Below are 25024 nucleotides of genomic sequence, written 5' to 3' on the forward strand. Positions count from 1 at the left end.
TTGGAGAAGTAATGGTGGAACTGGAAAAACATACACACTTGGGGAAAGCGACGGAATACCCTGAAGAGTACTCTCCGTCCTGGCTGACCCCGATTCCCAGGGCCAAATCCCGGGCGACACTGGGTTTGAGCGGGGAGCCGGATTTTGCCGGCGAAGATTTATGGAACGGCTATGAGCTGTCCTGGCTCAACAGCAAAGGCAAGCCGGAAGTGGCGCTTGGCGTATTTCGTATTCGCTGTGATAGTCTCAATATTATTGAGTCTAAGTCTTTCAAGCTGTATCTCAACTCGTTTAACCAAAGTCGTTTTGCTTCCCGTGAAGAGGTCGAGGCGGTGATGCAGAAAGATCTGGCTGCGGCGGCGGAAGGCGGGGTGTCGGTGACATTATTGTCGGCGACTGACTGGCGCGATGAGCCCTCTTTCTGGCTGGCGGCGGAAAATCTGGACGGCTTGGATGTAGAGGTGGAGGTGTATACCCCCGATGCCTCATTGCTGCCTGATCCTGTGGGCGATGCGGTGGTGGAGGAGACGCTGAGTTCGGATTTGTTGAAAAGTAATTGTCCGGTCACCGGGCAACCGGACTGGGCCACCCTGTATATCCATTACCGCGGGAAACCGCTGGATAAGGCTGCGCTGTTGAAATACATCGTTTCCATGCGTTCCCACCAGGATTTTCATGAGCATTGCGTAGAGTCGGTCTATCTGGCGCTGATGCAACGATATCAGCCGGAGAAATTGGCGGTCTATGCGCGTTACACCCGGCGTGGAGGTCTGGACATCAACCCTTTGCGTTCTAACTATCCGTTGGCGGCGGATAACTTCAAGCTGCCGCGCCAATAGCTCAGGCGTCGCTTTGGTCCATTCTTATTATTAATATGGCGGTGATATTGGCGTATTAATAAAGAGGCGCATGGAAGCGCCTGCGCGGCGGTTATTCCCAATTATTGCGGCATTTTTGCAATGCTACTCCGCCACTTGCGTCATTAATTCTTTCTCTGCGATGAATCCCGCCACGATGATGAACGCCAGACTGGCGAATAAACACATGGCGAGGTATACCGCGCCGAAGGGGCTGTAAGCTTGTTGCAGGGCGCCTCTCCCGTGAAATAATGTCGAGCAGATGATGACGCCGGCGGCGCCGCTCAACTCCCGCACGTAACCAAAGAACGCAATGCCGACGCCTCGGTCCGCCGCCGGCAGTACATTTTGTACAGCGCAGGCCAGTCCCGGCAGCGTGAAGCCTACTCCTAAACCGATTATCGGAAACAGCGACACGAACGCGACTTTCATCAGCATCAGAAAGAAGGCGATGGCGAGCAGTATGAAACCAAGCAATATATGAGTTTTGTAAGCGCCTGTCGCCGCAATGTGTTTGCCGGAAAAATAGGCGCTGACGCAGACCCCGAGCGTGAATAACAGCATGTTGTAACCGCTGGCGGTCAACAGGTAAGCGGTGACTACCCAGGCGATGTCTCTCATGGCGTTGAGTTCCGCCCCTATGACGGGAAGGGGGGTGGTGACAATGGTTTTCTCCAGCGCCCCCAGAAAAATAAGCAGGGAGACGCTGTATAGCGTTTTCTTGTGTGGCATAACAACCTGATACGTATAGCGGAATATCATGCGCGGCCGCATTGGTGCTTTGGGGGGGGCGTGACGGCAGTGAGGATGGGGGATGCGTCGCTGGATGACGCGACTTTGTCAGGTCATGGCGAAGCCAACCCAACCCCGTGTGCTTGAATGTCTCAATACCGCATACCCCTGCGTGTCCAACGCATTGGGGCTGGCGATTAACCGTATGGAATCTAGAAGAGCGCGATTAGTTGCGTAATTTTTCCGCTGCGCTTTCGAGGGACTTCAAGATGCGTTCCTTGGCCTGGGCGCTGACTTTGCCTGCATCCAGATACATGGCGAATCCTTCGGTCTCATGTTCGATAAAGCTTTGGTTGCCGCCAATATCGCGACGCAAATCCACAACAGAATAAATTGGCACCGGCTTGGCGAAGCCCTTCACCGTTATCTCGCCCTTATCCCGGCACATGATGGTGTCCTTGATCAGCGCGAAAGTTTCGTAGGATACCAGAATTTCTCCCGGGGCCGCCATGGACTCCAGGCGGCTGGCGAGGTTCACTTCCTTGCCTATGATGGTGTAATCCATACGGTTTTCCGCACCGAAGTTACCCACGGTGCAGTAGCCGGTGCTGATCCCCATGCGAATTTCCAGCGGCGTGCGGACGCCCTGGCTGCGCCACTTCTGCCTTAGAATTTTCATGTGTTTGCGCATTTCGATCGCCATCATGACGCAGGCGCAGGTGTCTTCCTTGGCGCCGCGGCTGCTGGGGTCGCCGAAGAAGATCATGATGCTGTCGCCGACGAACTTGTCGATAGTGCCGCCGTATTTAAGCGCGATCTGGGACATTTCATTAAAGTAGGTGTTGAGCAACTCGGTCAGGCTCTCCGGCTCCATTTCCTCCGCCAGCTCGGTGAATCCTTTGATGTCGGAGAAAAACACCGCTAACCGCTTACGCTGGGTTTCCAGACGAACGTCGCGCTCGCCGGTGAAGATGGACTGCCACACCTGCGGTGACAGGTATTTGGCCAGCTTGTGAGACAGGGCGATGGATTGCTCGCGCTGAAACTGAATCTGTGACTTTGCCTGCACCAGGGCGCGGGCCTGTTGGTGCGTGTAGTAAGCAGTGACGCCGACATACAGCGAACAGGTGACGCCGCCGATGATGCTGACCACCATGGGGGTGGGCGGCGCAAAGCTCAGACCAAAATAGATGGACGCCACGGTAAAGCCGGCGAGAAAGGCGATATTGCCATACAGCCAGCTTTTCATACCGCCAACGATTATGAAGCTGAAGTTCAGCATCAGCAGAAAAAACAGGGTGGGGGTGACGCTGAATTTGATCAAAACCAGAATCACGCCGCACAGGAAACCGTCCACCACCATCATGCCCTGGCGGACCTTGGTGTTCTTCTGTTTATCGAAGAAGCGCAGAGCGAAATACAGAATATGCGGCCATAGCATGGCGCCGGGAATGATCCAGATGAGGTATTCGTCGAAATGCCCTTCCAGAATGCCAGCGACGATAATTGCGGCGCATACCAGGTAGCCGAGCACTCGGGCGTTATAGTCCGGCATGGGTGGGATTGTCACCTGAGTCGGGGAGTGCGGCGCATTGGCGAGATGTGGTGGTATCGGCATCATTTGTGTCATAACCGCAAATACCGGTATTGTCCCGTCAGCATATTTTTCAACCTAACCAAATGTCCCTGCGAGCTTGCGGGCTTAGAAAGCGGCTCGCCGGTTTGCTGTTATCAATAAAACGTCCTGTCCTAGCACGGATATACCCTAAAAAGGACAGGAATAGAAGGTTTTCCGGGTGGAAAGCAGGAGGCGCCTGTTCAGCAGGCGTAGTGCGACGCATTGGTTGAATGCGGGATTGCCATGCAAAAAGCCTTTGGACCGGCGTAAACCATCCGCCATAACTGCCGCCCTCTTCTGGTAGTATAGTCCACCAGCGCTACGATCGCGTCTTAGGTTAGCAGTAATGGGGTTGTCCGACAATCTGTTAGGCGGTTCTGTCCCTCGTTAGACAATCTTTAACCTTTTGAGTTGGCGTAAAAGGCTGGAAATGTGGCGCGATAAGACAAGTGTTTTCTGCCTTTGGGTTGCATATATTTAAGAATCATTCCTATTTATAATCTGAGTCGAATCATCCGTCGATATTCTATTGGCATGGCCGGCGGTCATATCTATAAACAAGGCGGTCACATCTATCAACAACAGGAGCATCGTATAACGCCATGGCGGTATTAGACATTCTTGCAAATCGAACCTCTACGCCTTTATTGCAGGCCCCCGCCCCCAGTCATGAAGAATTGCGACAACTGTATCCAGTTACCATGCGCGCGCCGGATCATGGCCGCTTACGGCCTTGTCGGTTGATAATCGTCGAAGGTGAAGGGCTTGAAGCCCTGGGTCGCATATATTGCGAAGTGGCGGAGCAGGACGGTCAGGACGATGCGGCCAGGCAAAAACTGGCCAAAGCGCCCAGTCGCGCGCCGATGGTGATTGTCGTGGTCGCCACTGTGCAAGAGCATCCCAAGGCGCCGGAGTCGGAACAGCTGATTTCCGCCGGCTGCAGCGCATACGCCTTGATGCTGGGTTTGGGGGAGCTGGGCTATGGCGCTATGTGGCGCACCGGATGGGTGGCCTATGACGAGCGTGTCAAACAGCGCCTTGGTTTGGCCGCTAATGAACATGTTGTGGGTTATCTGTATGTGGGGACGCCGGCCAGCAAAGACAAAAAAGTTCCCGAACCGCCGGCTTTCGAAGAGCGCGTCAGTTTCTTTGCTGGCGAAACGAGCTGATTTTTCTGCGGCGCTGCATGCTCAGGCAGAGGCCGCTTCTCTTCATACCGGTCCGTATATTTGAGATTGTGTCCACCGCAGTTTGTGGCGATGGTTTTCCTCTTGCCGCCTGGTGTGGGCGCGCTTTCCTTCCGGGCGGTATCCCTTTGCCGCCTTCCGCCTGCCTGAAAACACTATCTATCTGAAAAATAAAACAAAAAAATATCTGGCGCGGGACTTGCTGACATTGTTGCAAATGACGATTGTCGCAGTCAGGCAACTGCAGAGGTGTTAGATGGCCATATCATTCGACAAAGCGCTGGGTATCCATGAGCAGGCGCTGAACGTCCGCGCCAGACGGGCGGAAGTGCTGGCGAACAACATTGCCAATGCGGACACGCCGGGATTCCGCGCCCGGGATATTGATTTTAAAGCCGTGCTCAAGCAAGCCAAAAGCATGGACGATTCGCTGGAGGTGGTTACGACTCACGATGCGCATATGGCGATTAAAACGCCGGCGGAAGGCGCTTTGTTGTACCGACAGCCGCTGCAGCCCTCTATTGATGGCAATACAGTGGATACGCAGACGGAAATAGTTCAGTACTCCAAGAACGCGCTGGACTTCCAGGCCAGTTTCGAATTTCTCAATAGCCGGCTGAAAGGTATTGTCAGCGCGATTAAAGGAGAATAATGATGGCGATTAACAACATTTTCGACATTGCCGGCTCTGGTATGACCGCACAGTCCGTGCGACTGAACACGACAGCGAGCAATCTGGCCAACGCGGACACCGCCAGCTCCAGCATCGATCAGACCTATCGCGCACGCAAACCAATTTTTGCGGCGGTTCATCAAGACGCCCTGAATGCGGCGATTCCTCCCTCAATCAACGATGACGCTTCCCGCGGCGTTGAAGTGCGGGCCATTGTGGAAAGCGATGCGTCTCTGGAGCGCCGCTATCAGCCGGACCATCCCATGGCGGACGAGGACGGCTATGTGTTCTACCCCAACGTCAACGTGGTGGAGGAAATGGCGGATATGATGTCCGCTTCCCGCAGCTTCCAGACCAACGTGGAAGTGCTGAATTCAGCGAAAACCATGATGCAGCGCCTGCTGACGATTGGCCAGTGATGAACTTTTCGTGAGGACAGCGTGATGAGCGATATCAATACGACGAATCAGACTAGTGATGCGCTGAGTCAATACGCGCTTCAGCAGAAGTCCGCCAACAGGAAAAACGAGCTGGGTAAAAACGAATTCATGGATCTTATGATCGCCCAGTTGAATAACCAGAGTCCGCTCGATCCCCAGGACAACACGGCGTTTGTCGCGCAGTTGGCCCAGTTCAGCTCGGTGGAAGGCATTCAGTCATTAAATTCGACCGTAGACACCATGGCCTCACAGTTCCGCAGCGCCCAGGCGCTGCAGGCTTCAGCGATGGTGGGGCGGGATGTGCTGGCGCCGATGGAGAGCGCCATCAAGACTGCGGATGGGTCCATTAACGGGGTGGTGGAGTTGCCTGCCGGAACCTCGCAACTGGCCATTAGCGTTTATAACGAGGCTGGCGAGCTCATCACGACTATTGATAAAGGTTATCAGCCTGGCGGTGACGTTAATTTCAGCTGGGACGGCAAAAACAGCAAGGGCGAAACTTTGCCGGCCGGGCGGTATGAAGTGGTGGCGCGTGCTCGTTATAGCGGCGAGCAAATGCAGGTCGGCTCTTATTTGGCGGCCAATGTGGATAGTGTATCAATCGCTCGTGACGGCAGCGTCACATTGAATCTGGCCGGACTTGGATCGGTCGGATTAAGCGATATCAAACAGATCAGTTAGCATGTGCGAGGTGTGGTATGCCGTTTAATATCGCGTTAACAGGAATCAGAGCAGCATCGGTCGACCTGGAGGTGACCGGTAATAATATCGCCAACGCCAGCACGACTGGCTTCAAGCGATCCCGTGCGGAGTTTGGCGACCTATACGCCAACAGCTTTTTGAGCCTGGGCTCCAACCCGGTTGGGGATGGCGTGCGGGTGCAAAAAGTGCGGCAGGAATTTGCGCAGGGCAATCTTTCCTTTACTGAGAATGGGCTGGACCTCGCCATTAATGGCGAAGGCTTTTTTATTCTCGATACTAACAGTGGCGATCGCCGTTACAGTCGCGCCGGCGCTTTCGGCATCAACAAAGAAGGTTATGTGGTGAACAGCTCCGGCATGCGTCTGCAAGGTTTCGTCGCTAATGACAGCGGCGTTGTCAGCGGCGTTCTCGGGGATCTGTTGATAGATGACACTAGCCTCGCGCCAGATAGAACCACAAGGGTGGACGCTAACCTGAACCTGGACGCGTCCGAGCCGGTGCTGCTGGAGCGGGGCGACTCACTGTCTTCGGATGGGCTGCTGATCGGGCAAGCGGTGGACGCTACCGCTGCCGGCACGAACGGCAATAATGGCTACGCGGCGCAGACGATTACCGTGACTCAGGCTGACGGCTCAACTTCAACAGTGACTATTCCCGCGAATAGTTCCGCTGCCGAAATAGCAGGCCTGTTCAATAATCTGGATAACATTGACGCCGCCGCCAGCACACGGGCTACGATTACTGCTGCGGGTTTCAACAATGCATCCGGCACCATGCAGGTATTTATAGACGGCGTGCTGTTTGACGGTTACACCAACCTGACTGACTTGGGCAATGCGATCAACTCCTCCTCAGAGCTAACTGGCGTTCGCGCCGTCTTGGACGGCGCGGACCTGGCGATTATCAATAATCGTGGTAATGACCTGCGCTTTGGGTTCAGCGGCGCTGCTGGAGATCAGTTTGTCGTGCAGGGCAACGATGCGGCGGCATCAACACAAACCCTTAGCACGGCATTGACGGATGTGGTTGTAGGCGGCAGCGTCAACCTGACCATGCAGGATGGCGTTACTCTAACAAGCGGCACGGCGGATTTGTTCGCGACTTTCACTGGCACGCCTTTCGTCAATAACGTGTTCGACCCGGCGGATGAAAACACTTATAACCATGCAACTTCGACAACGATCTACGACAGCCTGGGCAACTCCCACGTTCTGACGACGTTTTTCGTGAAAGAGCCGCCCTCGGCGACGACGCCGGACAATCTGTGGACCATGTATGCGTTGATCGATGGACAGGATATCGGCGACCCGCTGGTGACCGGCGGTACGCCATCCCGCGCTTCATACAGTCTGGTATTCGATCAGGATGGCTCGATCAATGAAGTGCTGTCTGATGATGTGCTGATTTCCAACTGGACGCCGCTGGCGCCTGACGGTACGCCAAACGGCGCAGATGGCCCCCTGAATGTGGTGGATGGCGGAACCTTGCCGATCCCTGATCCGCCCACCAGTTCCAACTTTTTTATAGATCTAGGGACCACGACTCAGTATGGCAGCGCGTTTGCGGTCAACGACCTGCAGCAAGATGGCTTCACCACTGGGCGTTTGATTGGTTTGGACGTGGATGACGGGGGCGTGATTTTCGCCCGTTACACCAATGGGGAGTCTAAGGTGCTGGGGCAGGTCGCATTGGCCAACTTCAATGATATTCAGGGGTTGGCGCCCGTGGGGGAAACCACCTGGGTGGAGACATTCAATTCCGGCAACCCTGTGATCGGGGCTCCTGGAACCGCCTCGCTGGGGGCTATTCGCTCCAGCTCTTTGGAAGATTCCAATGTGGACTTGTCCGAGCAGCTGGTGGGGTTGATCATCGCCCAGCGTAACTATCAGGCCAATGCGAAAACCATTGAGACCGCCAACGCCATCACTCAGACCATCATCAACCTGCGTTAACCCCACTTGCGCTAATCAATAAATGAGAAGAGTTGATGATCATGATGAGTAAAGCAAGCAGGCGGCATTCGAGAGGTGCTCATGGATAAAGCCTTATATATCGCCATGAGCGGGGCCAAGCAGAACATGCTGTCTCAGCGTGGCCACGCTAACAACCTGGCTAACGCCAACACCACAGGCTTCAAGTCTGACTTTATGCAGGCGCGAAGCATGCCGGTGTTCGGCGAACATTACCCCAGCCGCGCCTACGCCATGACGGAAAGGCCGGCGACGGATTTTGAAATGGGGTCGTTAATGCAGACCGGGCGCGACCTGGATGTCGCGGTCGCCGGTAAAGGCTGGATCGCCGTGCAAGCGCCGGACGGCAGTGAGGCTTTCACCAGAGAAGGAGAGCTGCTGGTGGATGTGAACGGCATGTTGCGCACCGGTTCGGGATTGCCGGTGCTCGGCAACGGCGGACCTGTCGCCGTGCCGCCTGCAGCCAGGCTCAACATCGGGGGCGACGGCACGATTTCTATCGTGCCGTTGGGCGGCAATCCGGATGAAATTCAGGAAGTGGACCGCATCCGCCTGGTCAATCCACCCGCTGAAGACATTGAAAAAGGCGTTGATGGGCTGATCCGCCTCAAGCCGGACGTTCCTGGCCCGGCTCTCGCTGATGGACTCGTACGCCTGGAGTCCGGCTATCTGGAGTCTTCCAACGTCAACGCCGTCGAAGAGATGACGGAAATCCTCTCTCTGTCCCGCCAATTCGAGCTTCAAGTCAAAGTAATGCGCGCTGCGGATGATAATTCCGAAGCTGCGGCACGCTTATTGCAAATATCCTAGTAATCCCGCATGAGCGGCAATTTTCCGCCATGCGGCCCGGAGTCTATCCGGGTATAGGTTGAAACCCATTTATTGTGTTGTCCGACCTGCATAGGAGAATTTGTCATGCATGGTGCGTTGTGGGTGAGTAAAACCGGGCTTGCGGCTCAGGATACTGCTCTAAAAACCATTTCCAATAATCTGGCGAACGTTAATACAACCGGCTTCAAGCGTGATCGCGCTGTGTTTCAGGATTTGCTGTATCAGATCAAGCGACAGCCGGGCGGTCAGAGTTCGCAGGACACCCAGTTGCCCTCGGGTCTGCAACTGGGGACAGGGGTGCGCGTGGTGGGCACTCAGAAAGTCTTCAGCGAAGGTAACCTTGAGGTCACCGAGCAGCCATTGGACATCGCCATTAACGGGCGTGGCTTCTTTCAGATTCTGATGCCGGACGGAACCATTTCCTATACGCGGGACGGCCAGTTTCATCTGAACTCCGATGGCGATGTGGTCACCGCCAATGGCTTTCCTCTTGAGCCTGGCATTACCGTGCCGGACGGCGCCTTGCACCTCACCATCAGTACCGATGGCGTGGTCAGCGTCACTGTGGCCGGCACCGCCACGCCAACCCAGGTCGGCAATATCAACACGGTGGACTTTATTAACCCCGCCGGGCTGGAGGCTATCGGCAACAACCTGTTCCGCGAAACCGCCGCCAGTGGCGACCCTCAGGAAGGCGCCCCCGGTCTGGCGGGATTAGGAACCGTAGAGCAGGGCATGGTGGAAACCTCCAATGTAGAGATCGTTGAGGAAATGGTGAACATGATCACCACCCAGCGCGCCTACGAGATGAATGCGAAAGTGGTGACCACGGCGGATCAGATGCTGCAGTACATCACTCAGAATCTTTAATTGATGTGTCGTCGATTTAGACGGGGAGGGCCACGCGTGAAAACTCTAACGCTGATCTCACTGATAATGTTTACCCTGCTGAGCGGATGCAGTCCGATGAGCCGAGAGCAGGTGCGCCCGGGCGACCCGGCTTTCGCGCCGGTTCCACCGCAAACCCTGATGCAGCCCGCGCAGGTGGATGGCTCTATTTATTCCAGCGCGCAGAACTTTTCCCTGTTCGGTGATCGCACCGCGCATCAAGTGGGTGATGTGTTGACCGTGGTGTTGCAGGAGAGCACGCAGTCCTCCAAAAGCACAGGCACTAACTTGAAAAAGGACTCTGAGAACTCGTTCAATGAAGCGACGATTCTTGGAACTGCGGTATCCGCCCACAATCTCAGTCTGTTGACGGATTCGAACTTTGAACGGGACTTCTCGGGGTCGGCGGACGCTGATCAAAGCAACAGTCTGACCGGCAGTATCAGCGTCACAATCTCGGGGGTATTGCCCAACGGCGTTTTGCGGATTCGTGGAGAAAAATGGCTGACCCTGACGGAAGGGGATGAGTATATCCGCCTCAGCGGGCTGGTGCGCCCTCAGGATATCGGGGTGGATAACACGATCTTATCCAGCAAGATAGCGGACGCCCGCTTCGCATACAGCGGCACCGGCGCCTTTGGCGACGTGAATCGCGCCGGCTGGCTGCAGCGCTTTTTCAACAGCGAATGGTTCCCTCTATAACGCTTGAATTGGAAATGATGAAGTCTGTCTTTAACCAGTGGTATCCGACTATGTATGAAGTATCCGACAGAACGATAGCGCCCCGTCCCTTGCAGCAAGTATGGCTCGCGCTGTTGACGCTTGGGTTGTTGTGTTTCACGGCGACAGCCGGCGCGGAAAGGATTAAAGACATCGCTGCGGTGGAAGGCGTGCGCAGCAACCAGATTGTGGGATACGGTTTGGTGGTGGGGCTGGACGGCTCCGGCGATAAGGCGCCGTTCACTGATCAGACGTTCCGTAACATGATGAACCGTTTTGGCATCACCATCCCGGCCGGGACTGACCCCAAGCTGAAAAATGTGGCGGCGGTCTCCGTACATGCGGACTTGCCGGCTTTCTCAAAACCCGGGCAGAAAATTGATATTACTGTTTCGTCTGTCGGCAATGCGAAGAGTCTGCGCGGCGGCAGCTTACTGATGACAAATCTGAAAGGCGCGGACGGTAAAACATACGCTGTGGCGCAAGGCAATCTGGTGGTTGGCGGTTTTGGCGCAGATGGCGCTGACGGCTCCAGCATCACCGTGAACGTGCCCAGCGTTGGGCGTATTCCCAACGGCGCGACGGTTGAGCGCGCCGTTCCCAGTAGTTTCGGCCACGGCGATACCTTGACGCTGAATCTGAGTTCTCCGGACTTTACCACCGCTAAGCGCGTGCAGGATCGCATCAACGATCTGTTAGGCCCCGGTTTGGCGCAAGCGATAGACGCCGCGAGCATTCGCGTGCTGGCGCCCCGGGATATTTCACAGCGAGTCGGTTTTTTGTCCATCCTGGAAAACCTGGAAGTGGAGCCCGGACAGGAAGCGGCCAAAGTCGTGATCAACTCACGCACTGGCACCATTGTAGTGGGACAGAACGTGAAAGTGCTGCCGGCGGCGGTGACCCACGGCAATCTGACCGTCACCATCACTGAGGACTTCGGCGTCAGTCAGCCCAATGCGTTGGCGGGCGGCGACACGGTTGTGGTTCCCCAGACAGATGTGGACGTGGAGCAGGAGCCCAGCCGTATGTTCAAGTTTGGGCCAGCGGCGACACTGAACGACATAGTGCGTGCGGTGAATCAGGTCGGCGCGGCGCCGGGAGATGTGATGGCGGTATTGGAGGCGTTAAAACAAGCTGGCGCGCTGAAAGCGGACCTTATTGTGATTTAAGGCGTCAATGATGAGTTGAGACAGAAACATGACCATGAACAATCGCGCACTCGAGCAAGCCCATGTCTACACCGATCTGAACGCGCTGCAGCGACTTAAGTCGCCCAGCATGGACAAATCGGAAGCCATCCGTGCGGTGTCGAAGCAGTTTGAGTCCATCATGGTCAACCTGATGCTGAAGTCCATGCGGCAGGTGAACGCGGTGTTTGAGCAAGGCAATCCATTTCATGACTCCGCCTCTGGTGTGTATCAGGATATGTTCGATCATCAGCTCAGTTTGACGCTGTCCAAACATAAGAGCTTCGGGCTGGCGGACGCGCTGACCAAGCAACTGCTGGCCAGGGAAAGCGGCGAACCGAGGCCGGGCGGCTACAAAGACATCACTGAATACCCTCGCTCGCTGGAAGCAAAGTCGCTGAACTACGCACAAGCGGAAGAAAGCCTCGCGTTAGCGCCGGAGTTGACGGAAGAAGAGACTCAGGCGCTGGAGCAGGTTGCCTATTATTCGGAGCAAATGTCGCGCTCTGCGTTTGTAGACTCAGAGGTGAAGGCGGATATCGCAGCGGCGGAAGCGTCGCGGGCGAAGCCTGAGGAGGATTTGCAGGACCCGCAGGAAGCGGCGCCGGTTTCTTTTGAGAGTCCGCAGCATTTTATTAACAGCCTGTTGACGTCGGCGCGTAAAGCCGCCGCCGGGCTGGGCGTGGAGCCGGGCGTCCTGCTTGCGCAGTCGGCTCTGGAGACAGGCTGGGGGCGGCGCATGATTCTTACCGAAGAGGGCGAGCCCAGTTATAACCTGTTTGGCATCAAGGCGGACACGCGCTGGAAAGGGCCGGTCGCCTGGGTGACGACCACCGAATACCGCGAGGGAACCATGGTGAAAGAGCGGGCGTCGTTCCGCGTTTATGGTTCCTATGAAGAAAGCTTCACAGATTATCTCAATTTCTTGCAGAAGCAGCCCCGGTATCAACAGGCGTTGAAGCAGGTGGCGGAACCGGAACAGTACCTGCGGGAGTTGCAAAAAGCCGGATACGCCACAGACCCGAATTATGCGTCAAAGATTCAGCGCATTATGAACGGCGCGTATCTGCAAAACGTTCGCTCGGATGATCAAGGCTGAGGACTCCTGTCATGAGCACTAACGTCATCAACATAGGACTCACCGGACTCAAAGCCAGCCAGACTGCGCTGGCCACCACCGGCAACAACGTCTCCAACGCCAATACCGAAGGCTATAGCCGTCAGCGGGTGGAGTTTGAAGCGACGCCGTCCCAATACATCGGGGCGGGTTATCTGGGGACTGGGGTGGGGGTCGCGGATATTTCCCGTATGACGAACCAGTTTCTGGTTTCGCAGCTGCGCTCAGACACGTCCATGTTCAGTGAAATCGATAAGATCCGCGCCAACGTCAGCCAGATCGACAGCTTGTTGGCGGACCCGACGACCGGCCTGTCGCCAGGCATGAGCGCATTCTTTCAGGCATTGCAGGGCGCAGCGGACGACCCATCATCCATACCAGAACGGCAGCTGGTGTTGACTCAGGCGGAAGGACTGATCAATCGTTTCAATGTGTTGTTCAACCGCCTCGACTCGCAGCTGGGCAATATTGACCAGGATATGCGCGCGCTTATCACTGAGGCCAACAGCCTGGCCAGAGGTATCGCCCAGGTTAACCAGGCTATCGTTTCCGCTCGCGGATCAGCCCAGGGAAAGGACGTCAATGATTTGCTGGATAAGCGCGATCAGATGATTCGCGAGCTATCGGAAATTGTGTCAGTGACAGTGGTCGAACAGACTGACGGCCAGCTCAATATCCTGGTGGGCAAGGGGCAGTCTCTGGTTATCGGCTCTCACGCTAACTCAATGGGGCTGCAGGTCAGCAACGCCGATCCGACGCACCAGGAAGTGGTGTTGACGGAAAGGGGCGGCTCGGGAACCAATATCATTACTTCGGAAATAACTGGCGGCGAGCTGGGCGGCTCATTATTGTTTCGCGATGAGATTCTGCAACCCTCCTTTAACGCGCTGGGGAGAATCGCGGTAGTGATGGCGGACACTATCAACGAGCAGCATCAATTGGGGATGGATTTGGAAAACCGTCTTGGCGGTAATTTTTTCGAAGACATCAACTCTGAAAACAATGCGCGTCAGCGGGTCACCGCGCACGAAGGCAATGCTTTGCCCAATGACCGGGAAATCAGTGTTGAGATTATCGACACGTCCGAACTGACTACCAAAGACTACCAAATTCAGTTCACTGGCCCTTCCGATAACGACATTCTGGTGGTGGACGCGCTGACTGGGGCCACGGTCACCCGCGGCCGCCTGCCGGGATTGTTCCCCGCCACTTTCGAGTTTGATGGGTTGCGGGTTAATTTTGAGTCAGGCAGCTTTCAGACCGGCGACAGTTTTTTGGTGACTCCCACACGCTATGGCGCCAGAGATATGAACATGTCTGTGAGCCGGGTGGAGGAGATTGCGTTGGCGTCTCCGGTTCGCACTGAGGCGGATCTGGGTAACGTAGGCAATGCGGTGATCAGCCCTGGGGAATTGCTGGCGGTTAAGCGCAGCTCCAATGATGCGCTGTTGCCTACCTTTGCCGTTCCTGGTGAGCTGACCCCGCCGATACTCATTCGCTTTATTACTGATACCTATTACGAAGTGCTGGATAACAGCGATCCGGGCAACCCTGTCCCCCTTGATCCGCCTCTCAATAACCAGAAATATATCGCTGGCGTGTCTAACACAATTTTTACGGCGGATGAAGGGCAAACCGCAGTTAGCGCGGAAGGGACTGGTGTCGCGCAGGTTCCGGCTCCAGTGGCGTCTCCCGGCCCCTATGCGAATGGCTACGGGGCTCAGACGGTGACGATTAAAAATCGCGACCCGGAGACGGGCATCGTCACCACGCAGTCGCCGCTCAATATCGCAGCCAACGCCAGCGCAGAGGAAATCGCTTCGGCTCTCAACAGCCGCAACGGCGTGTCCGCCAGCGCGTATACCGAGGTGGAGCTATCCAACTTTGTGGATGATGGCGGCGGTGCGGCGCCGGGACTGATCATTAACGGGGAGACGCTGACATTGCCAATCGGGGGCTCCTTTACGCCCGACGATTACGTGGACCTGATCAATGGCAATTCCAACCTGCAGGATGCCGGAATCGTGGCCTGGAGCGACGGCGGCGCATTGACGGTTCGCGCCCTGACTGGCAAGGACATTACGGTTGAGGTGACGGGCGACGCTACGGACTCAGTGGATATCGCCACCGCCAATGACACTGTTGCGACCACCATCGCCGGCGGCAGCGGAACCAGTGTTGGCGGTTTCGTGGACGTGCAGTTGGGTGACGGCGTGCGTCTGACTGCGGACAACAACAATGTATTTTTACCGGCGCCTGTGGCGCAAAGTTCGTTTCGCGGCTATCAGGCCAGTATTACCGGTACGCCCAGACAGGGGGACACTTTCACCGTCGAGTACAACGAAAACGGTGTTTCCGACAACCGCAATGCGTTGAAAATGACGGGGCTGGAAACCGAGGGAACTATCGGCGGCAAGGTCAGCACCTACAACGAGGCGTACTCCCAGCTGGTGGAAGTGGTCGGCTCCACTGCCAGTCAGGCGCAACTGGATACAGAGTCGGCCCAGTCGCTGCTGCGGCAGTCGGAAAATCGCTGGCAGGAAGTCTCCGGCGTAAGTCTGGATGAAGAGGCGGGTCGTCTGATTCAGTATCAGGCGGCCTACAATGCGTCTGCGCAAGTGGTGTCCATCGCCCGGCAGTTGTTCGACACCCTGTTGAACACCTTCGCCTGACGGATGACCCGAGGATGATGTGACTATGCGTATTTCAACCCAACAACTGTTTAATCGCGGGCTGGACAATATCCTTGATGTGACCAGCCAACTGCAGAAGACCCAACTGCAGATATCCAGTGGGCGCCGCGTACTGACGCCAGCGGATGATCCCGTGGCGTCGACGCGAATCCTGCAGATAAACCAGGAGTTGTCGCTGATTGATCAGTACAAGAGCAATATCAACCTGGCGGAGAATCGCCTGAGTCTGGAAGACGGACTTCTGAATGGCGTTAGCGAGGTGATTCAGCGCTTGCGCGAATTGACGGTGCAGGCGGGGGACGGCTCGCAGAATGCGGACGACAAAACTTTTATCGCGGCGGAAGTGCGGCAGCGGCTCAGTCAGCTTGTCGGTATGCTTAACACCAAGGACCCCAGTGGAGAATATATTTTTGCCGGGTTTCAAGGAAAGCAGGAGCCGTTTCAGTTGAACGCGGCGGGGGCCTATCGGTATGTCGGGGATGAAGGGCGCCGCTTCATGCAGATTGACGCCAATGTGTCCGTGGCGGCGGGAGATAACGGCAAGGAAGTGTTCGTCAACATCAAGAGCGCCAATAAAACCTTCTTTACGCAGGCGAGTCCACGCAATACGTCTGAGCCGCCGGCGATCATCACCCAGGGACAGATGATCGACCAGGAGTTATATGACGCTTTTTATCCGGAAGACATGGTCGTGGTGTTCAATGACGAAGCGGATGTGGTTCCGCCTGCGCCCAACTACACTATTGTGCAGCGATCCGATGGCAGGCCCATCCTAAGTAATCAGCGTTTCGCCACCGGGCAACCCATTCAGGCGCAAGGCGTACAGTTTGAAATTATCGGTTCGCCTCAACCTGGCGACACATTCTTTGTGCAGTCGTCAGAGAAACAGGGGCTTCTTACCACTGTGGAACGATTGGCGGCGGGATTGGAGGATTATCAGGATTCGCCGGCGGGCAGGCAGACGTTGACGGATCTCCTGGACTCCACCTTGGCGAATCTTACCAATGCGGAAACCAAGCTTTTGGAGACCCGTTCGCGATTAGGCGCTCGACTGAACACGATCGACGATACCAGGCAATTGCAGGAAGATGTGGAAGTTCTGACTAAGGAGGTATTATCCGAGCTGCAGGACCTCGACTACGCGGAGGCGGTCAGTAATCTCACTTTACAGAACTTTGTATTGCAGGCGGCCCAGCAATCCTATTCCCGAGTCACCAGCCTGTCGCTGTTCGATCTGCTTTAATCCAGACGGGGATTGTTTCGCCGTCGCATCCCCTCAAACACGTCTATTCTTATAGTCAGGGTTGATCGCAGTGAAGAGGCTCGACTATGAGAATGACTCCCTTTCTGGTTTTATGCGGCGCGCTTCTCTATAACAGCGCAGTATCTGCAATAGCTGTAGATGGCGGCGCGCCGCCTTTGCAGGAAATGAAAAGAAACTATATCGCCAATATGTCCAATGGCTGTATCAGCGCCCATAGCGGACAGGGGCAGGGGACTGAAGCTGTAGCGGAGTATTGCTCCTGCGTCGTGAAGCGGGTCGATCAGGATCTGACGCTGGACGACATTCGATATTTCGCAGAACAGGGCAGACCAAACGGCTCACATACAGAGGCGATTATTAGCGCAATACAGGCGTGTGGAGAGAGTCAGTAGCAGGAGGGCTAATAACGCTGCAAGTGAAGATAAATTAATGAGAAGTAAGAAAAAACATAGATAAGAAAAGAAAGTTGGTGCCGGGAGAGAGAATCGAACTCTCACTCCCGAAGGAACACGAGTTTGAGTCGTGCGCGTCTACCAGTTCCGCCATCCCGGCAACCATGTCAGCCTGTGAGTGGCTAACTAGGGCCGCGATTATACGGACTTTTGTTTGCTCGTCAACAGTTTTTATTAACTGGTTTTTCGCATGGTTCCGAGGCGGTTTTATCGAAACGGTGGAAGCTGGAGACTGACAGGCATTTCAGCTAACCTATGCGCCCCCAAAACTGAAGCAGAATTCCTTGATGCGCGTTGATGATTTTGATTTTGATCTGCCGCCGGAGCTGATTGCCCGGCGTCCGTTGGCGGAACGTTCCTCCAGTCGCTTATTGTGTCTGGAAGCAGATACCGGAGAGATAAACCATCGCGGCTTCAAAGATTTGCTGGAAATGATTCATCCCGGCGACTTATTGGTTTTCAACGATACTCGTGTTATCCCTGCCCGTTTGTTTGGCCAGAAACGCAGCGGCGGCAAAGTCGAAGTGATGGTCGAGCGGGTCGTGTCCATGACGGAAATGCTGGCCCATGTCAGGGCCAGCAAGGCGCCTAAGCCCGGCGTTGACATATTGATAGACGAACAATATGTGCTGACGATGGTGGAGCGGGAAGGCGACTTGTTTCGTTTGCGGGTAAGCGAGGGGAAAAGCGTCAGCGAATTACTGGAGGCTTGCGGACATATGCCGCTACCTCCTTATATAGACCGCGAGGACGACCTGAGCGATCGCGAACGCTATCAAACTGTTTACAGTCGCCAACCCGGCGCGGTGGCGGCTCCGACCGCAGGACTGCATTTTGATGAGGCGCTGTTACAGGAGTTGGCTGCAAAAGGGGTAGAGACCGCTTTTGTCACGCTGCATGTTGGAGCGGGTACGTTTCAACCAGTGCGGGTAGATGTGGTGCAGGACCATCAGATGCACTCGGAATACTTGGAGGTCACTGCGGACGTATGCGAGCGGGTGCGTAAGGCAAAGGCCGCCGGAAGACGAGTCGTCGCGGTCGGCACTACGGCGGTGAGGGCGCTGGAGACAGCGAGTCGTTCCGGCGCTATTGAGCCATACGCCGGCGACACCAGTATATTTATCTATCCCGGGTATGAATTTGTTACGGTCGACGCCTTGGTGACCAATTTTCATTTGCCTAAATCTACACTATTGATGCTGGTGTCGGCCTTCGCCGGCAGAGAGCATATCCTCGCCGCCTATCAAGAGGCCATCGAGCAACGTTACCGCTTTTTCAGCTACGGCGACGCCATGTTTTTGCACCGCCGTCAGACCGGTTGTGAAGACGCCGTAGCGAACTAAATATCACTGTCAGATCTGAGTAGGAGAACAACCTTGTCGCGTACTTGCCACATGCAGTTCGAAATCGACAATGCCGACGGCAAAGCCCGTCGCGGAAGGCTGAAGTTTCCGTGTGGGGTGGTGGAAACCCCCGCCTTTATGCCGGTGGGCACATACGGCACTGTAAAAAGCATGACGCCCCGGGACATTAAAGATATCGGCGCGCATATCATTCTGGGTAATACTTTCCACCTGATGTTACGGCCAGGCACGGAAATTATTCGGCAGCATGGCGACCTGCATGATTTTATGCAGTGGGATGGCCCGATTTTGACGGACTCCGGGGGATTCCAGGTTTTCAGTCTGGGAGATCTGCGTAAAATCACGGAAGAAGGCGTGAAATTTAAGTCTCCCATCGATGGCTCGCCGATTTTCATGGACCCCGAGCGCTCTATGCAGGTTCAGCGTGACCTGGGGTCGGATATCGTCATGATCTTCGATGAGTGTACGCCTTACCCCGCCACTGAAACCGAGGCGGCGGACTCCATGCGTTTGTCCCTGCGCTGGGCTAAAAGAAGCAAACTGGCGCACGGAAATAGCTCTTCTGCGTTATTTGGTATTGTACAAGGGGGAATGTATCCCCATTTAAGGGAAGAATCGCTGGCGGGGCTGACTGAAATCGGCTTCGACGGCTACGCTATCGGCGGTTTGTCGGTAGGCGAGCCCAAGGAAGAAATGATAAAGGTGCTGGACTACCTGCCTCCTGTGATGCCTGAAGACAAGCCCAGGTATTTGATGGGCGTGGGCAAGCCGGAGGATATTGTGGAAGCGGTGCTGCGCGGAGTGGACATGTTTGACTGCGTTATGCCGACCCGGAACGCGCGCAATGCGCACTTGTTTACCTCATATGGGGTGCTCAAGTTGCGCAACAGCCGGTACCGGTCAGACACGCGTCCGCTGGATGAAAACTGCGACTGTTATACCTGTCGCAATTTCAGTCGCAGCTACCTGCATCACCTTGACCGTTGCGGCGAGATGTTAGGGGCGCAGTTGAACACCATTCACAATCTGCGCTACTACCAAAACCTGATGTCTGGTTTGCGTCATGCGATTGAACAGAGTAAATTGTGCGACTTCGTCGCCGACTTTTATCATAGGCAGGAGCAAGGTATTCCAGCCTAGTCAAAGTGTTATAAGCATATTTTGGAGTTATTTCTTATGCGTAAGCTACATGTGCTGTTAGGCACGCTGTTCGCCCTGCTGATGCCTGCTATTGCTGCGGCTGAGCCGGCTCCAGGTCCACAGGGGCCGAGTGCGGTGATGCAGATCCTTTTCCTCGGCGGTTTTGTGCTGATCTTTTACTTTTTGGTTTGGCGTCCACAGAGCAAGCGGGCCAAAGAGCACAGAGAACTTCTTGGTGGTTTGAATAAAAACGACGAAGTGCTGGTCAACGGTGGCATTGCTGGAAAAATCGTGCGTGTGAAGGACGATTTCCTGGTCGTTGAGATTGCGGACAAAGTGGAAATCAAGGTGCAGAAAATGGCGGTGACCGCAGCGTTGCCCAAAGGCACTTTGAAAGATATCTGATACGGCCGTGCATGCGCGCCGGGTCTGAGTCGGGCGTTCCTTAAGCGAACGCCTGCATGGCGCGCCACTCCTCCCGGCATAGAGATAAACAATAGGGAGCCTTTTACGGCATGCTCAATAAATACCCACTTTGGAAAAATCTGCTCGTTGTCATAGTGCTGATGATGGGCTTTATTTACGCCTTACCGAATTTGTATCCAGATGACTACGCTTTGCAGATAAGCGGATCTCGCGGCTCCATTGGGGTTGATGAGAGTGTGCTGAAGAAGGCGACGGACGCCTTGGATGAAGCGGGCATTGCTTACGGCGAAGCTAAAGTCGGCGAGAAGAATATCATCATTCGCTTTGCTGACAACGACACCCAGTTGGACGCCCAGCCTCATGTGAAAGGCATTCTTGGCAACGACTATGTGGTGGCGTTGAATCTTGCTCCAACCACTCCCGCCTGGTTGTCTAACCTTGGCGCGGCGCCAATGAAGCTGGGTCTCGACCTGCGTGGCGGCGTTCACTTTCTGATGGAGGTGGATCTGCCGAAAGCGGTCGCCACTACTATGGAAATCACCCAGGGCGATATTAAGAACCAGCTGAGAGAGGCGGGGTTGCGCTACAAGTCTGTGGATATTCTTCAGTCCAAGCAGATTTCCGTTGGTTTCCGTGATGAAGAGGATCGTGACAATGCGCTGTCTCTGGCGCGTCGCGAATTTGGCGACTTTCTGGCGGAGAGCGCCGAAGAGGGTGGCCTGTTTATGGTCAAATTGACCCTGCTTGAAAGTCGGGTGAAAGAAATAGAAGACTACGCCATTTCCCAGAACCTGAGCACATTACGTAACCGGGTTAACGAATTGGGCGTTGCGGAGCCTTTGGTTCAGCGTCAGGGGCGTGGGCGTATTGTTGTGGAGCTGCCAGGTGTGCAGGACACCGCTGAAGCGAAGCGTATTCTGGGTTCAACCGCTAACCTTGAATTTCGGTTAGAGGCGCGTCCGGATGCTTCCGCAGGTTCGATTGAATCGTTTGAATTTCGCTCAGAGCCTCGCACCGCCAGCCTGGAGCGCGACATTATCATCACTGGCGGCAGCGTCGCCAATGCGCAGCAATCTTTTGATGAGAATGGCCGTCCTGAGGTCAATATCAAGCTGGATTCCCTGGGTGGCAATAAGATGTTTCATGTCACCAAGGATGCCGTGCAGCGCAACATGGGCGTGCTCTTTGTAGAGTTCAAAGAAGAGGTGGATACTAAGTCCACAACTGGCAAGCCCAAGAAGCGGCGCTATGTAGAAAAGAAAATCATCAGTCTCGCCACTATACAGTCGCCGTTAGGAAACAGTTTCCGTATAACGGGGCTGGACTCAGTATTTGAAGCAAAAGAGTTGGCGTTATTGCTGCGCTCCGGCGCCCTGGCGGCTCCTATCTACTTTGTGGAGGAGCGCACGGTCGGTCCTAGTCTGGGGCTTGAGAACATCAAAGACGGCGCGACTTCCGTAGCAATCGGCTTTGTGCTGGTTATGCTCTTTATGATTGCTTATTACCGTGTCTTCGGCATTGTCGCCAACATCGCTCTGGCGGCTAACGTCTTTATCCTGATCGCGGTGATGTCGTTGCTATCAGCGACGCTGACTCTCCCTGGCATCGCCGGTATCGTATTGACAGTCGGGATGGCGGTTGACGCCAACGTGCTGATCTATGAGCGCATACGCGAGGAGTTGCGTAACGGCTTGCCGCCCCAGTCGGCGATTCATGCGGGTTATGATCGCGCATTTGTTTCCATTTTTGACGCCAACGTGACGACATTGATTGCGGCGCTGATCTTGTTTGCAATTGGCACCGGGCCTGTCAAGGGTTTCGCCGTTACGCTGTCCATCGGGATTTTGACCTCCATGTTCACTGCCATTACCGTGACTCGCGCAGTGGTCAATATGATATACGGCGGTCGCAATGTTGGCAGTTTGTCCATTGGCGGCGGCGTCAAGCAAGGTTAAGGAGGCATAACTATGTCTGATGAAAAAGTTTATAACTTTATGGGCATAGCGAAGCCTGCCCTGGCTTTGTCTGTGATAATGATCATTGTATCTATCGTGTCCATTGCTACCCGCGGCTTGTCGTTCGGGCTGGATTTTACTGGCGGGACGCTGGTTGAAGTGGAGTATGCGAAGGCGCCGCAAATTAATGATGTGCGGCATCAGCTTGAAACACACCAGTATGAAAACTTCGTGGTGCAGAAGTTTGGTTCTGACACCAGTATTCTGGTGCGCCTCCAGCAGGAGCACAGTGAGTCCATCGGTACGGAGGTGGTGAGCGCTTTATCTGCGGACGGTGCGAAGGTAAGTCTGAGTCGTTCTGAGTTTGTTGGCTCTCAGGTTGGCGAGGAGTTGCGTGAGCAGGGTGGCTTGGGCTTACTGTTGGCGCTGGGCGTCATTATGCTCTACATCGCTTTCCGCTTTCAGTTTAAGTTCTCTGTTGGTGCGGTGTTGGCCTTGGTGCATGATGTCATCATTACCCTAGGGTTGTTCTCGCTGTTTCAGTGGGACTTCGACTTGAACGTGTTGGCGGCGGTGTTGGCGGTTATAGGTTACTCGCTAAACGATACTATTGTGGTTAGCGACCGTGTTCGTGAGAATTTTCGTCGCCTGCGGGATGAGACGCCAATTGCGATCATTAATATATCGCTGACGCAAACATTGTCTCGAACCATTGTTACTGGACTGACTACTCTGTTGGTGCTGGTGGCGCTGTTCCTGTTTGGCGGGCCGGCTCTAAAAGGATTCTCGACGGCATTGATTATCGGCATCATAGTGGGTACCTACTCTTCAATTTACGTGGCGAGTAATCTGCTGCTGGTCATGAATATCAGTAATGAAGATCTCATGATCCCTGTTAAAGAGGGGGCGGAACTGGATGAGCGCCCCTGAGGCGTTCATTTTCTGGGTTGCTGTTCAGTCAAAAAAGCCGGTCATATGACCGGCTTTTTTATGATTAAAAGCTTTCGGAGTGCGGCTACTTCAATAGCTCAGCCAATTTGTGGGCCTTTTGAGAGACGGGCTTAAGCATTTTAGGGTTGCAGCAAATGAGTGAACGGCTTCTTTCATTGAGCGGATTGCCGCGAACGTCGCTGTTCAAGGCTCCGGCTTCTTTGGCGATAAGCAGTCCGGCTGCCGTTTCAAGTGGGCTGATGTTGTTCAATATGGCGACGTCAGTTTTCCCTGATGCTAAGTAAGCCAGCTCTTGGGGGATGCAGTGCGCGCTTCTGACGCCAAAGCAGCTCTTGTCAAGCTCGGCGTAGGCTTCCAGTAGTGAAGCCGGCTCCTCTCTTTTGCCAATGCCTTCCAGGATATTTGTGGACAGCATGGATAGCTCGAGCTCTTTGGTGGCGGAGACGCGAATCCGTTTTCCGTTTAAGGAGGCTCCGCCGCCGCGGCTTGCCGTATACTCATCGCCGGTGACTGGGAAAGTAATGATGGCGTGCTCGGTCTGATCATTCTTTTTGCAAACCAAAGAAAAGCACCAGTCAGACAGTCCGCGTACAAGACTGGCGGGGTTGTGCGCCGGCATGATGTGCCAGCTGACGCCTTTCGGGTTCCCCTTCAGGTCGCCTTTCTTGTTGATTTGGTGCGTAGGATAAGCCCGTTGCAGGGCGCGGGATAGGTTATCGTAGAAAGCGGCGTCAACACGGGCAATGACTCTCTTCAGCTTTTCCGGATCGGTAAAAGACAACTCTTCACGCTCAAGAATCATGTTGATTTGCTCATTGGACGAGCGAATGGCGCGCAAGGCAATATTAATCATTGGCTGCATGGTTTGATCACTACTTTGTAAAGAACGGTTTTAAAAAGGGCGCTAATAATAGCAACTCCGTAGTGTAAAGACACCCAGAAATCTACTTACGGTTTAAATTATAGAAAAGGTCTCAGGGCGCGCCAGAAAGCGGGGCGGCGGTGATGTTTTAGCTTTTGCAGGGGGAGGCAATTGCGTGCAATTCTGCTACCATTGCGCACTTTTAAAAAGGTGTGGAAATGCTGGAAAACATCCGTATTGTGCTGGTCAACACCTCTCATCCTGGCAATATAGGCGCTACGGCGCGTGTTATGAAAAACATGCGACTGTCTCGCTTGGTTTTGGTCGAGCCGGATCGGTACCCCGATCATGAGGCGGTAAGTCGCGCTTCTGGCGCTTTGGATGTTTTGGATGGTGCGCAAGTGGTCGCCACTTTAGATGAAGCTGTCGCCGACTGCTCTCTCATAGTGGGAACGAGCGCCAGGGGGCGGAGCATTCCTTGGCCTGTTAGAAATCCGCGGGATCTGGCTGACGACGTTCACGATTGCGCCGTCGCGACCAAAGGTGATGTGGCGATCGTATTTGGGCGTGAAGAGCGAGGGCTCACTAATGAAGAGTTGCAGCGCTGCCACTTGCATGTCCACATTCCTTCAAATCCTGACTACTCCTCTTTGAATGTCGCGATGGCGGTTCAAGTGATTTGCTATGAGCTTCATATGCGCTGGCTGCTTGAAAACGAGGAGAATCAGTCATATATCCAAAGGTTGGATGGCCCGGGAGATGCGGGATGGGACGTCGAGGCCGCGACGGCGGAGGAAGTTGAGCGCTATATGGCTCATCTGGAGCAGACCTTAATCGATATCGAATTTCATGACCCGGAAAACCCAAGGCAATTGATGTCGCGTTTGCGGCGTCTTTATCAGCGTGCGCGTCTGGATAAAATGGAAATTAATATTCTGCGAGGTATCTTAAGGTCCACGCAGAAAATGGCTGGAACTTGGCAAAAGAAATAATTG

The 25024-nt window shown here is 54.7% G+C and carries 23 protein-coding genes and 1 tRNA gene; 20 read left to right on the forward strand and 4 right to left on the reverse strand.

The window, feature by feature from the left end; genetic code table 11:
* Nucleotides 1-14: 14 nt before the first annotated feature.
* The gene (queF, locus tag AC2IBB_RS12295; protein ID WP_486333954.1) at nt 15-839 is read left to right on the forward strand and encodes an NADPH-dependent 7-cyano-7-deazaguanine reductase QueF; all 825 of its coding nucleotides are present in this window, start codon (nt 15-17) and stop codon (nt 837-839) included.
* A gap of 123 nt (nt 840-962) precedes the next feature.
* On the opposite strand, the gene AC2IBB_RS12300 is transcribed toward queF, so the two are convergent.
* Both AC2IBB_RS12300 and AC2IBB_RS12305 read right to left on the reverse strand, forming a co-directional pair.
* Nucleotides 963-1589 (reverse strand): hypothetical protein, encoded by a 627-nt coding sequence (locus tag AC2IBB_RS12300; protein ID WP_486333140.1) that lies wholly within the window; start codon nt 1587-1589, stop codon nt 963-965.
* Nucleotides 1590-1815: 226 nt separating this feature from the next.
* Nucleotides 1816-3219: an adenylate/guanylate cyclase domain-containing protein gene (locus AC2IBB_RS12305; protein ID WP_486333141.1), complete on the reverse strand. Its 1404-nt coding sequence runs from the start codon at nt 3217-3219 to the stop codon at nt 1816-1818.
* A 590-nt stretch (nt 3220-3809) separates the two neighbouring features.
* Between AC2IBB_RS12305 and AC2IBB_RS12310 the strand changes: the two genes are divergently transcribed.
* The 13 genes from AC2IBB_RS12310 to AC2IBB_RS12370 all read left to right on the forward strand — a co-directional run bounded on the left by AC2IBB_RS12310 (nt 3810) and on the right by AC2IBB_RS12370 (nt 17271).
* On the forward strand, nt 3810-4376 hold the full coding sequence (locus AC2IBB_RS12310; protein ID WP_486333142.1) for a nitroreductase family protein: 567 nt from the start codon (nt 3810-3812) through the stop codon (nt 4374-4376).
* A 274-nt stretch (nt 4377-4650) separates the two neighbouring features.
* Complete coding sequence (flgB, locus tag AC2IBB_RS12315; protein ID WP_486333143.1) at nt 4651-5046, forward strand: flagellar basal body rod protein FlgB; 396 nt, start codon at nt 4651-4653, stop codon at nt 5044-5046.
* A gap of 2 nt (nt 5047-5048) precedes the next feature.
* Nucleotides 5049-5486: a flagellar basal body rod protein FlgC gene (flgC, locus tag AC2IBB_RS12320; protein WP_486333955.1), complete on the forward strand. Its 438-nt coding sequence runs from the start codon at nt 5049-5051 to the stop codon at nt 5484-5486.
* A gap of 24 nt (nt 5487-5510) precedes the next feature.
* Nucleotides 5511-6188: a flagellar hook assembly protein FlgD gene (locus AC2IBB_RS12325; RefSeq protein WP_486333144.1), complete on the forward strand. Its 678-nt coding sequence runs from the start codon at nt 5511-5513 to the stop codon at nt 6186-6188.
* Between the two features lie 17 nt (nt 6189-6205).
* Complete coding sequence (locus tag AC2IBB_RS12330; protein WP_486333145.1) at nt 6206-8161, forward strand: flagellar hook protein FlgE; 1956 nt, start codon at nt 6206-6208, stop codon at nt 8159-8161.
* A gap of 81 nt (nt 8162-8242) precedes the next feature.
* A complete protein-coding gene (locus tag AC2IBB_RS12335) occupies nt 8243-8989 on the forward strand; it encodes a flagellar basal body rod protein FlgF (RefSeq protein ID WP_486333146.1) in 747 nt (248 codons plus the stop codon).
* Between the two features lie 105 nt (nt 8990-9094).
* On the forward strand, nt 9095-9880 hold the full coding sequence (flgG, locus tag AC2IBB_RS12340) for a flagellar basal-body rod protein FlgG (protein ID WP_486333147.1): 786 nt from the start codon (nt 9095-9097) through the stop codon (nt 9878-9880).
* Nucleotides 9881-9916: 36 nt separating this feature from the next.
* Nucleotides 9917-10600 carry a flagellar basal body L-ring protein FlgH gene (flgH, locus tag AC2IBB_RS12345; RefSeq protein WP_486333148.1) on the forward strand — a complete coding sequence of 228 codons (684 nt, stop codon included), beginning with the start codon at nt 9917-9919 and terminating at the stop codon, nt 10598-10600.
* Between the two features lie 50 nt (nt 10601-10650).
* On the forward strand, nt 10651-11787 hold the full coding sequence (locus tag AC2IBB_RS12350) for a flagellar basal body P-ring protein FlgI (protein ID WP_486333956.1): 1137 nt from the start codon (nt 10651-10653) through the stop codon (nt 11785-11787).
* Between the two features lie 28 nt (nt 11788-11815).
* Nucleotides 11816-12904 carry a flagellar assembly peptidoglycan hydrolase FlgJ gene (gene flgJ / locus AC2IBB_RS12355; protein WP_486333149.1) on the forward strand — a complete coding sequence of 363 codons (1089 nt, stop codon included), beginning with the start codon at nt 11816-11818 and terminating at the stop codon, nt 12902-12904.
* Nucleotides 12905-12915: 11 nt separating this feature from the next.
* Entirely contained in the window at nt 12916-15594 is a 2679-nt protein-coding gene (flgK, locus tag AC2IBB_RS12360; protein WP_486333150.1) for a flagellar hook-associated protein FlgK, read from the forward strand.
* Nucleotides 15595-15619: 25 nt separating this feature from the next.
* Nucleotides 15620-16858, forward strand: coding sequence for a flagellar hook-associated protein FlgL (gene flgL, locus AC2IBB_RS12365; RefSeq protein WP_486333151.1), 1239 nt, complete (start codon nt 15620-15622; stop codon nt 16856-16858).
* 86 nt (nt 16859-16944) lie between these two features.
* Entirely contained in the window at nt 16945-17271 is a 327-nt protein-coding gene (locus tag AC2IBB_RS12370) for a hypothetical protein (protein ID WP_486333152.1), read from the forward strand.
* A 75-nt stretch (nt 17272-17346) separates the two neighbouring features.
* Here AC2IBB_RS12370 and AC2IBB_RS12375 read toward each other — a convergent pair.
* Nucleotides 17347-17431 (reverse strand) — tRNA-Leu (locus AC2IBB_RS12375).
* Between the two features lie 187 nt (nt 17432-17618).
* Here AC2IBB_RS12375 and queA point away from each other — a divergent pair.
* The 5 genes from queA to secF all read left to right on the forward strand — a co-directional run bounded on the left by queA (nt 17619) and on the right by secF (nt 23146).
* Nucleotides 17619-18674, forward strand: coding sequence for a tRNA preQ1(34) S-adenosylmethionine ribosyltransferase-isomerase QueA (queA, locus tag AC2IBB_RS12380; RefSeq protein WP_486333153.1), 1056 nt, complete (start codon nt 17619-17621; stop codon nt 18672-18674).
* 51 nt (nt 18675-18725) lie between these two features.
* Nucleotides 18726-19835: a tRNA guanosine(34) transglycosylase Tgt gene (gene tgt / locus AC2IBB_RS12385; protein WP_486333957.1), complete on the forward strand. Its 1110-nt coding sequence runs from the start codon at nt 18726-18728 to the stop codon at nt 19833-19835.
* Between the two features lie 36 nt (nt 19836-19871).
* The gene (gene yajC, locus AC2IBB_RS12390; protein ID WP_127972116.1) at nt 19872-20240 is read left to right on the forward strand and encodes a preprotein translocase subunit YajC; all 369 of its coding nucleotides are present in this window, start codon (nt 19872-19874) and stop codon (nt 20238-20240) included.
* Between the two features lie 110 nt (nt 20241-20350).
* Nucleotides 20351-22216: a protein translocase subunit SecD gene (gene secD, locus AC2IBB_RS12395; RefSeq protein ID WP_486333154.1), complete on the forward strand. Its 1866-nt coding sequence runs from the start codon at nt 20351-20353 to the stop codon at nt 22214-22216.
* 12 nt (nt 22217-22228) lie between these two features.
* Nucleotides 22229-23146 carry a protein translocase subunit SecF gene (gene secF / locus AC2IBB_RS12400; protein ID WP_486333155.1) on the forward strand — a complete coding sequence of 306 codons (918 nt, stop codon included), beginning with the start codon at nt 22229-22231 and terminating at the stop codon, nt 23144-23146.
* Between the two features lie 85 nt (nt 23147-23231).
* Here the strand turns inward: secF and AC2IBB_RS12405 are convergent, their stop codons facing one another.
* Nucleotides 23232-24029 (reverse strand): inositol monophosphatase family protein, encoded by a 798-nt coding sequence (locus tag AC2IBB_RS12405; RefSeq protein ID WP_486333156.1) that lies wholly within the window; start codon nt 24027-24029, stop codon nt 23232-23234.
* Nucleotides 24030-24247: 218 nt separating this feature from the next.
* On the opposite strand from AC2IBB_RS12405, the gene trmJ reads away from it, so the two are divergent.
* Nucleotides 24248-25021, forward strand: coding sequence for a tRNA (cytosine(32)/uridine(32)-2'-O)-methyltransferase TrmJ (trmJ, locus tag AC2IBB_RS12410; protein WP_486333157.1), 774 nt, complete (start codon nt 24248-24250; stop codon nt 25019-25021).
* The last annotated feature ends 3 nt before the right edge of the window (nt 25022-25024 follow it).

It is taken from the genome of Hahella sp. NS-SX17 (genome assembly GCF_057367735.1).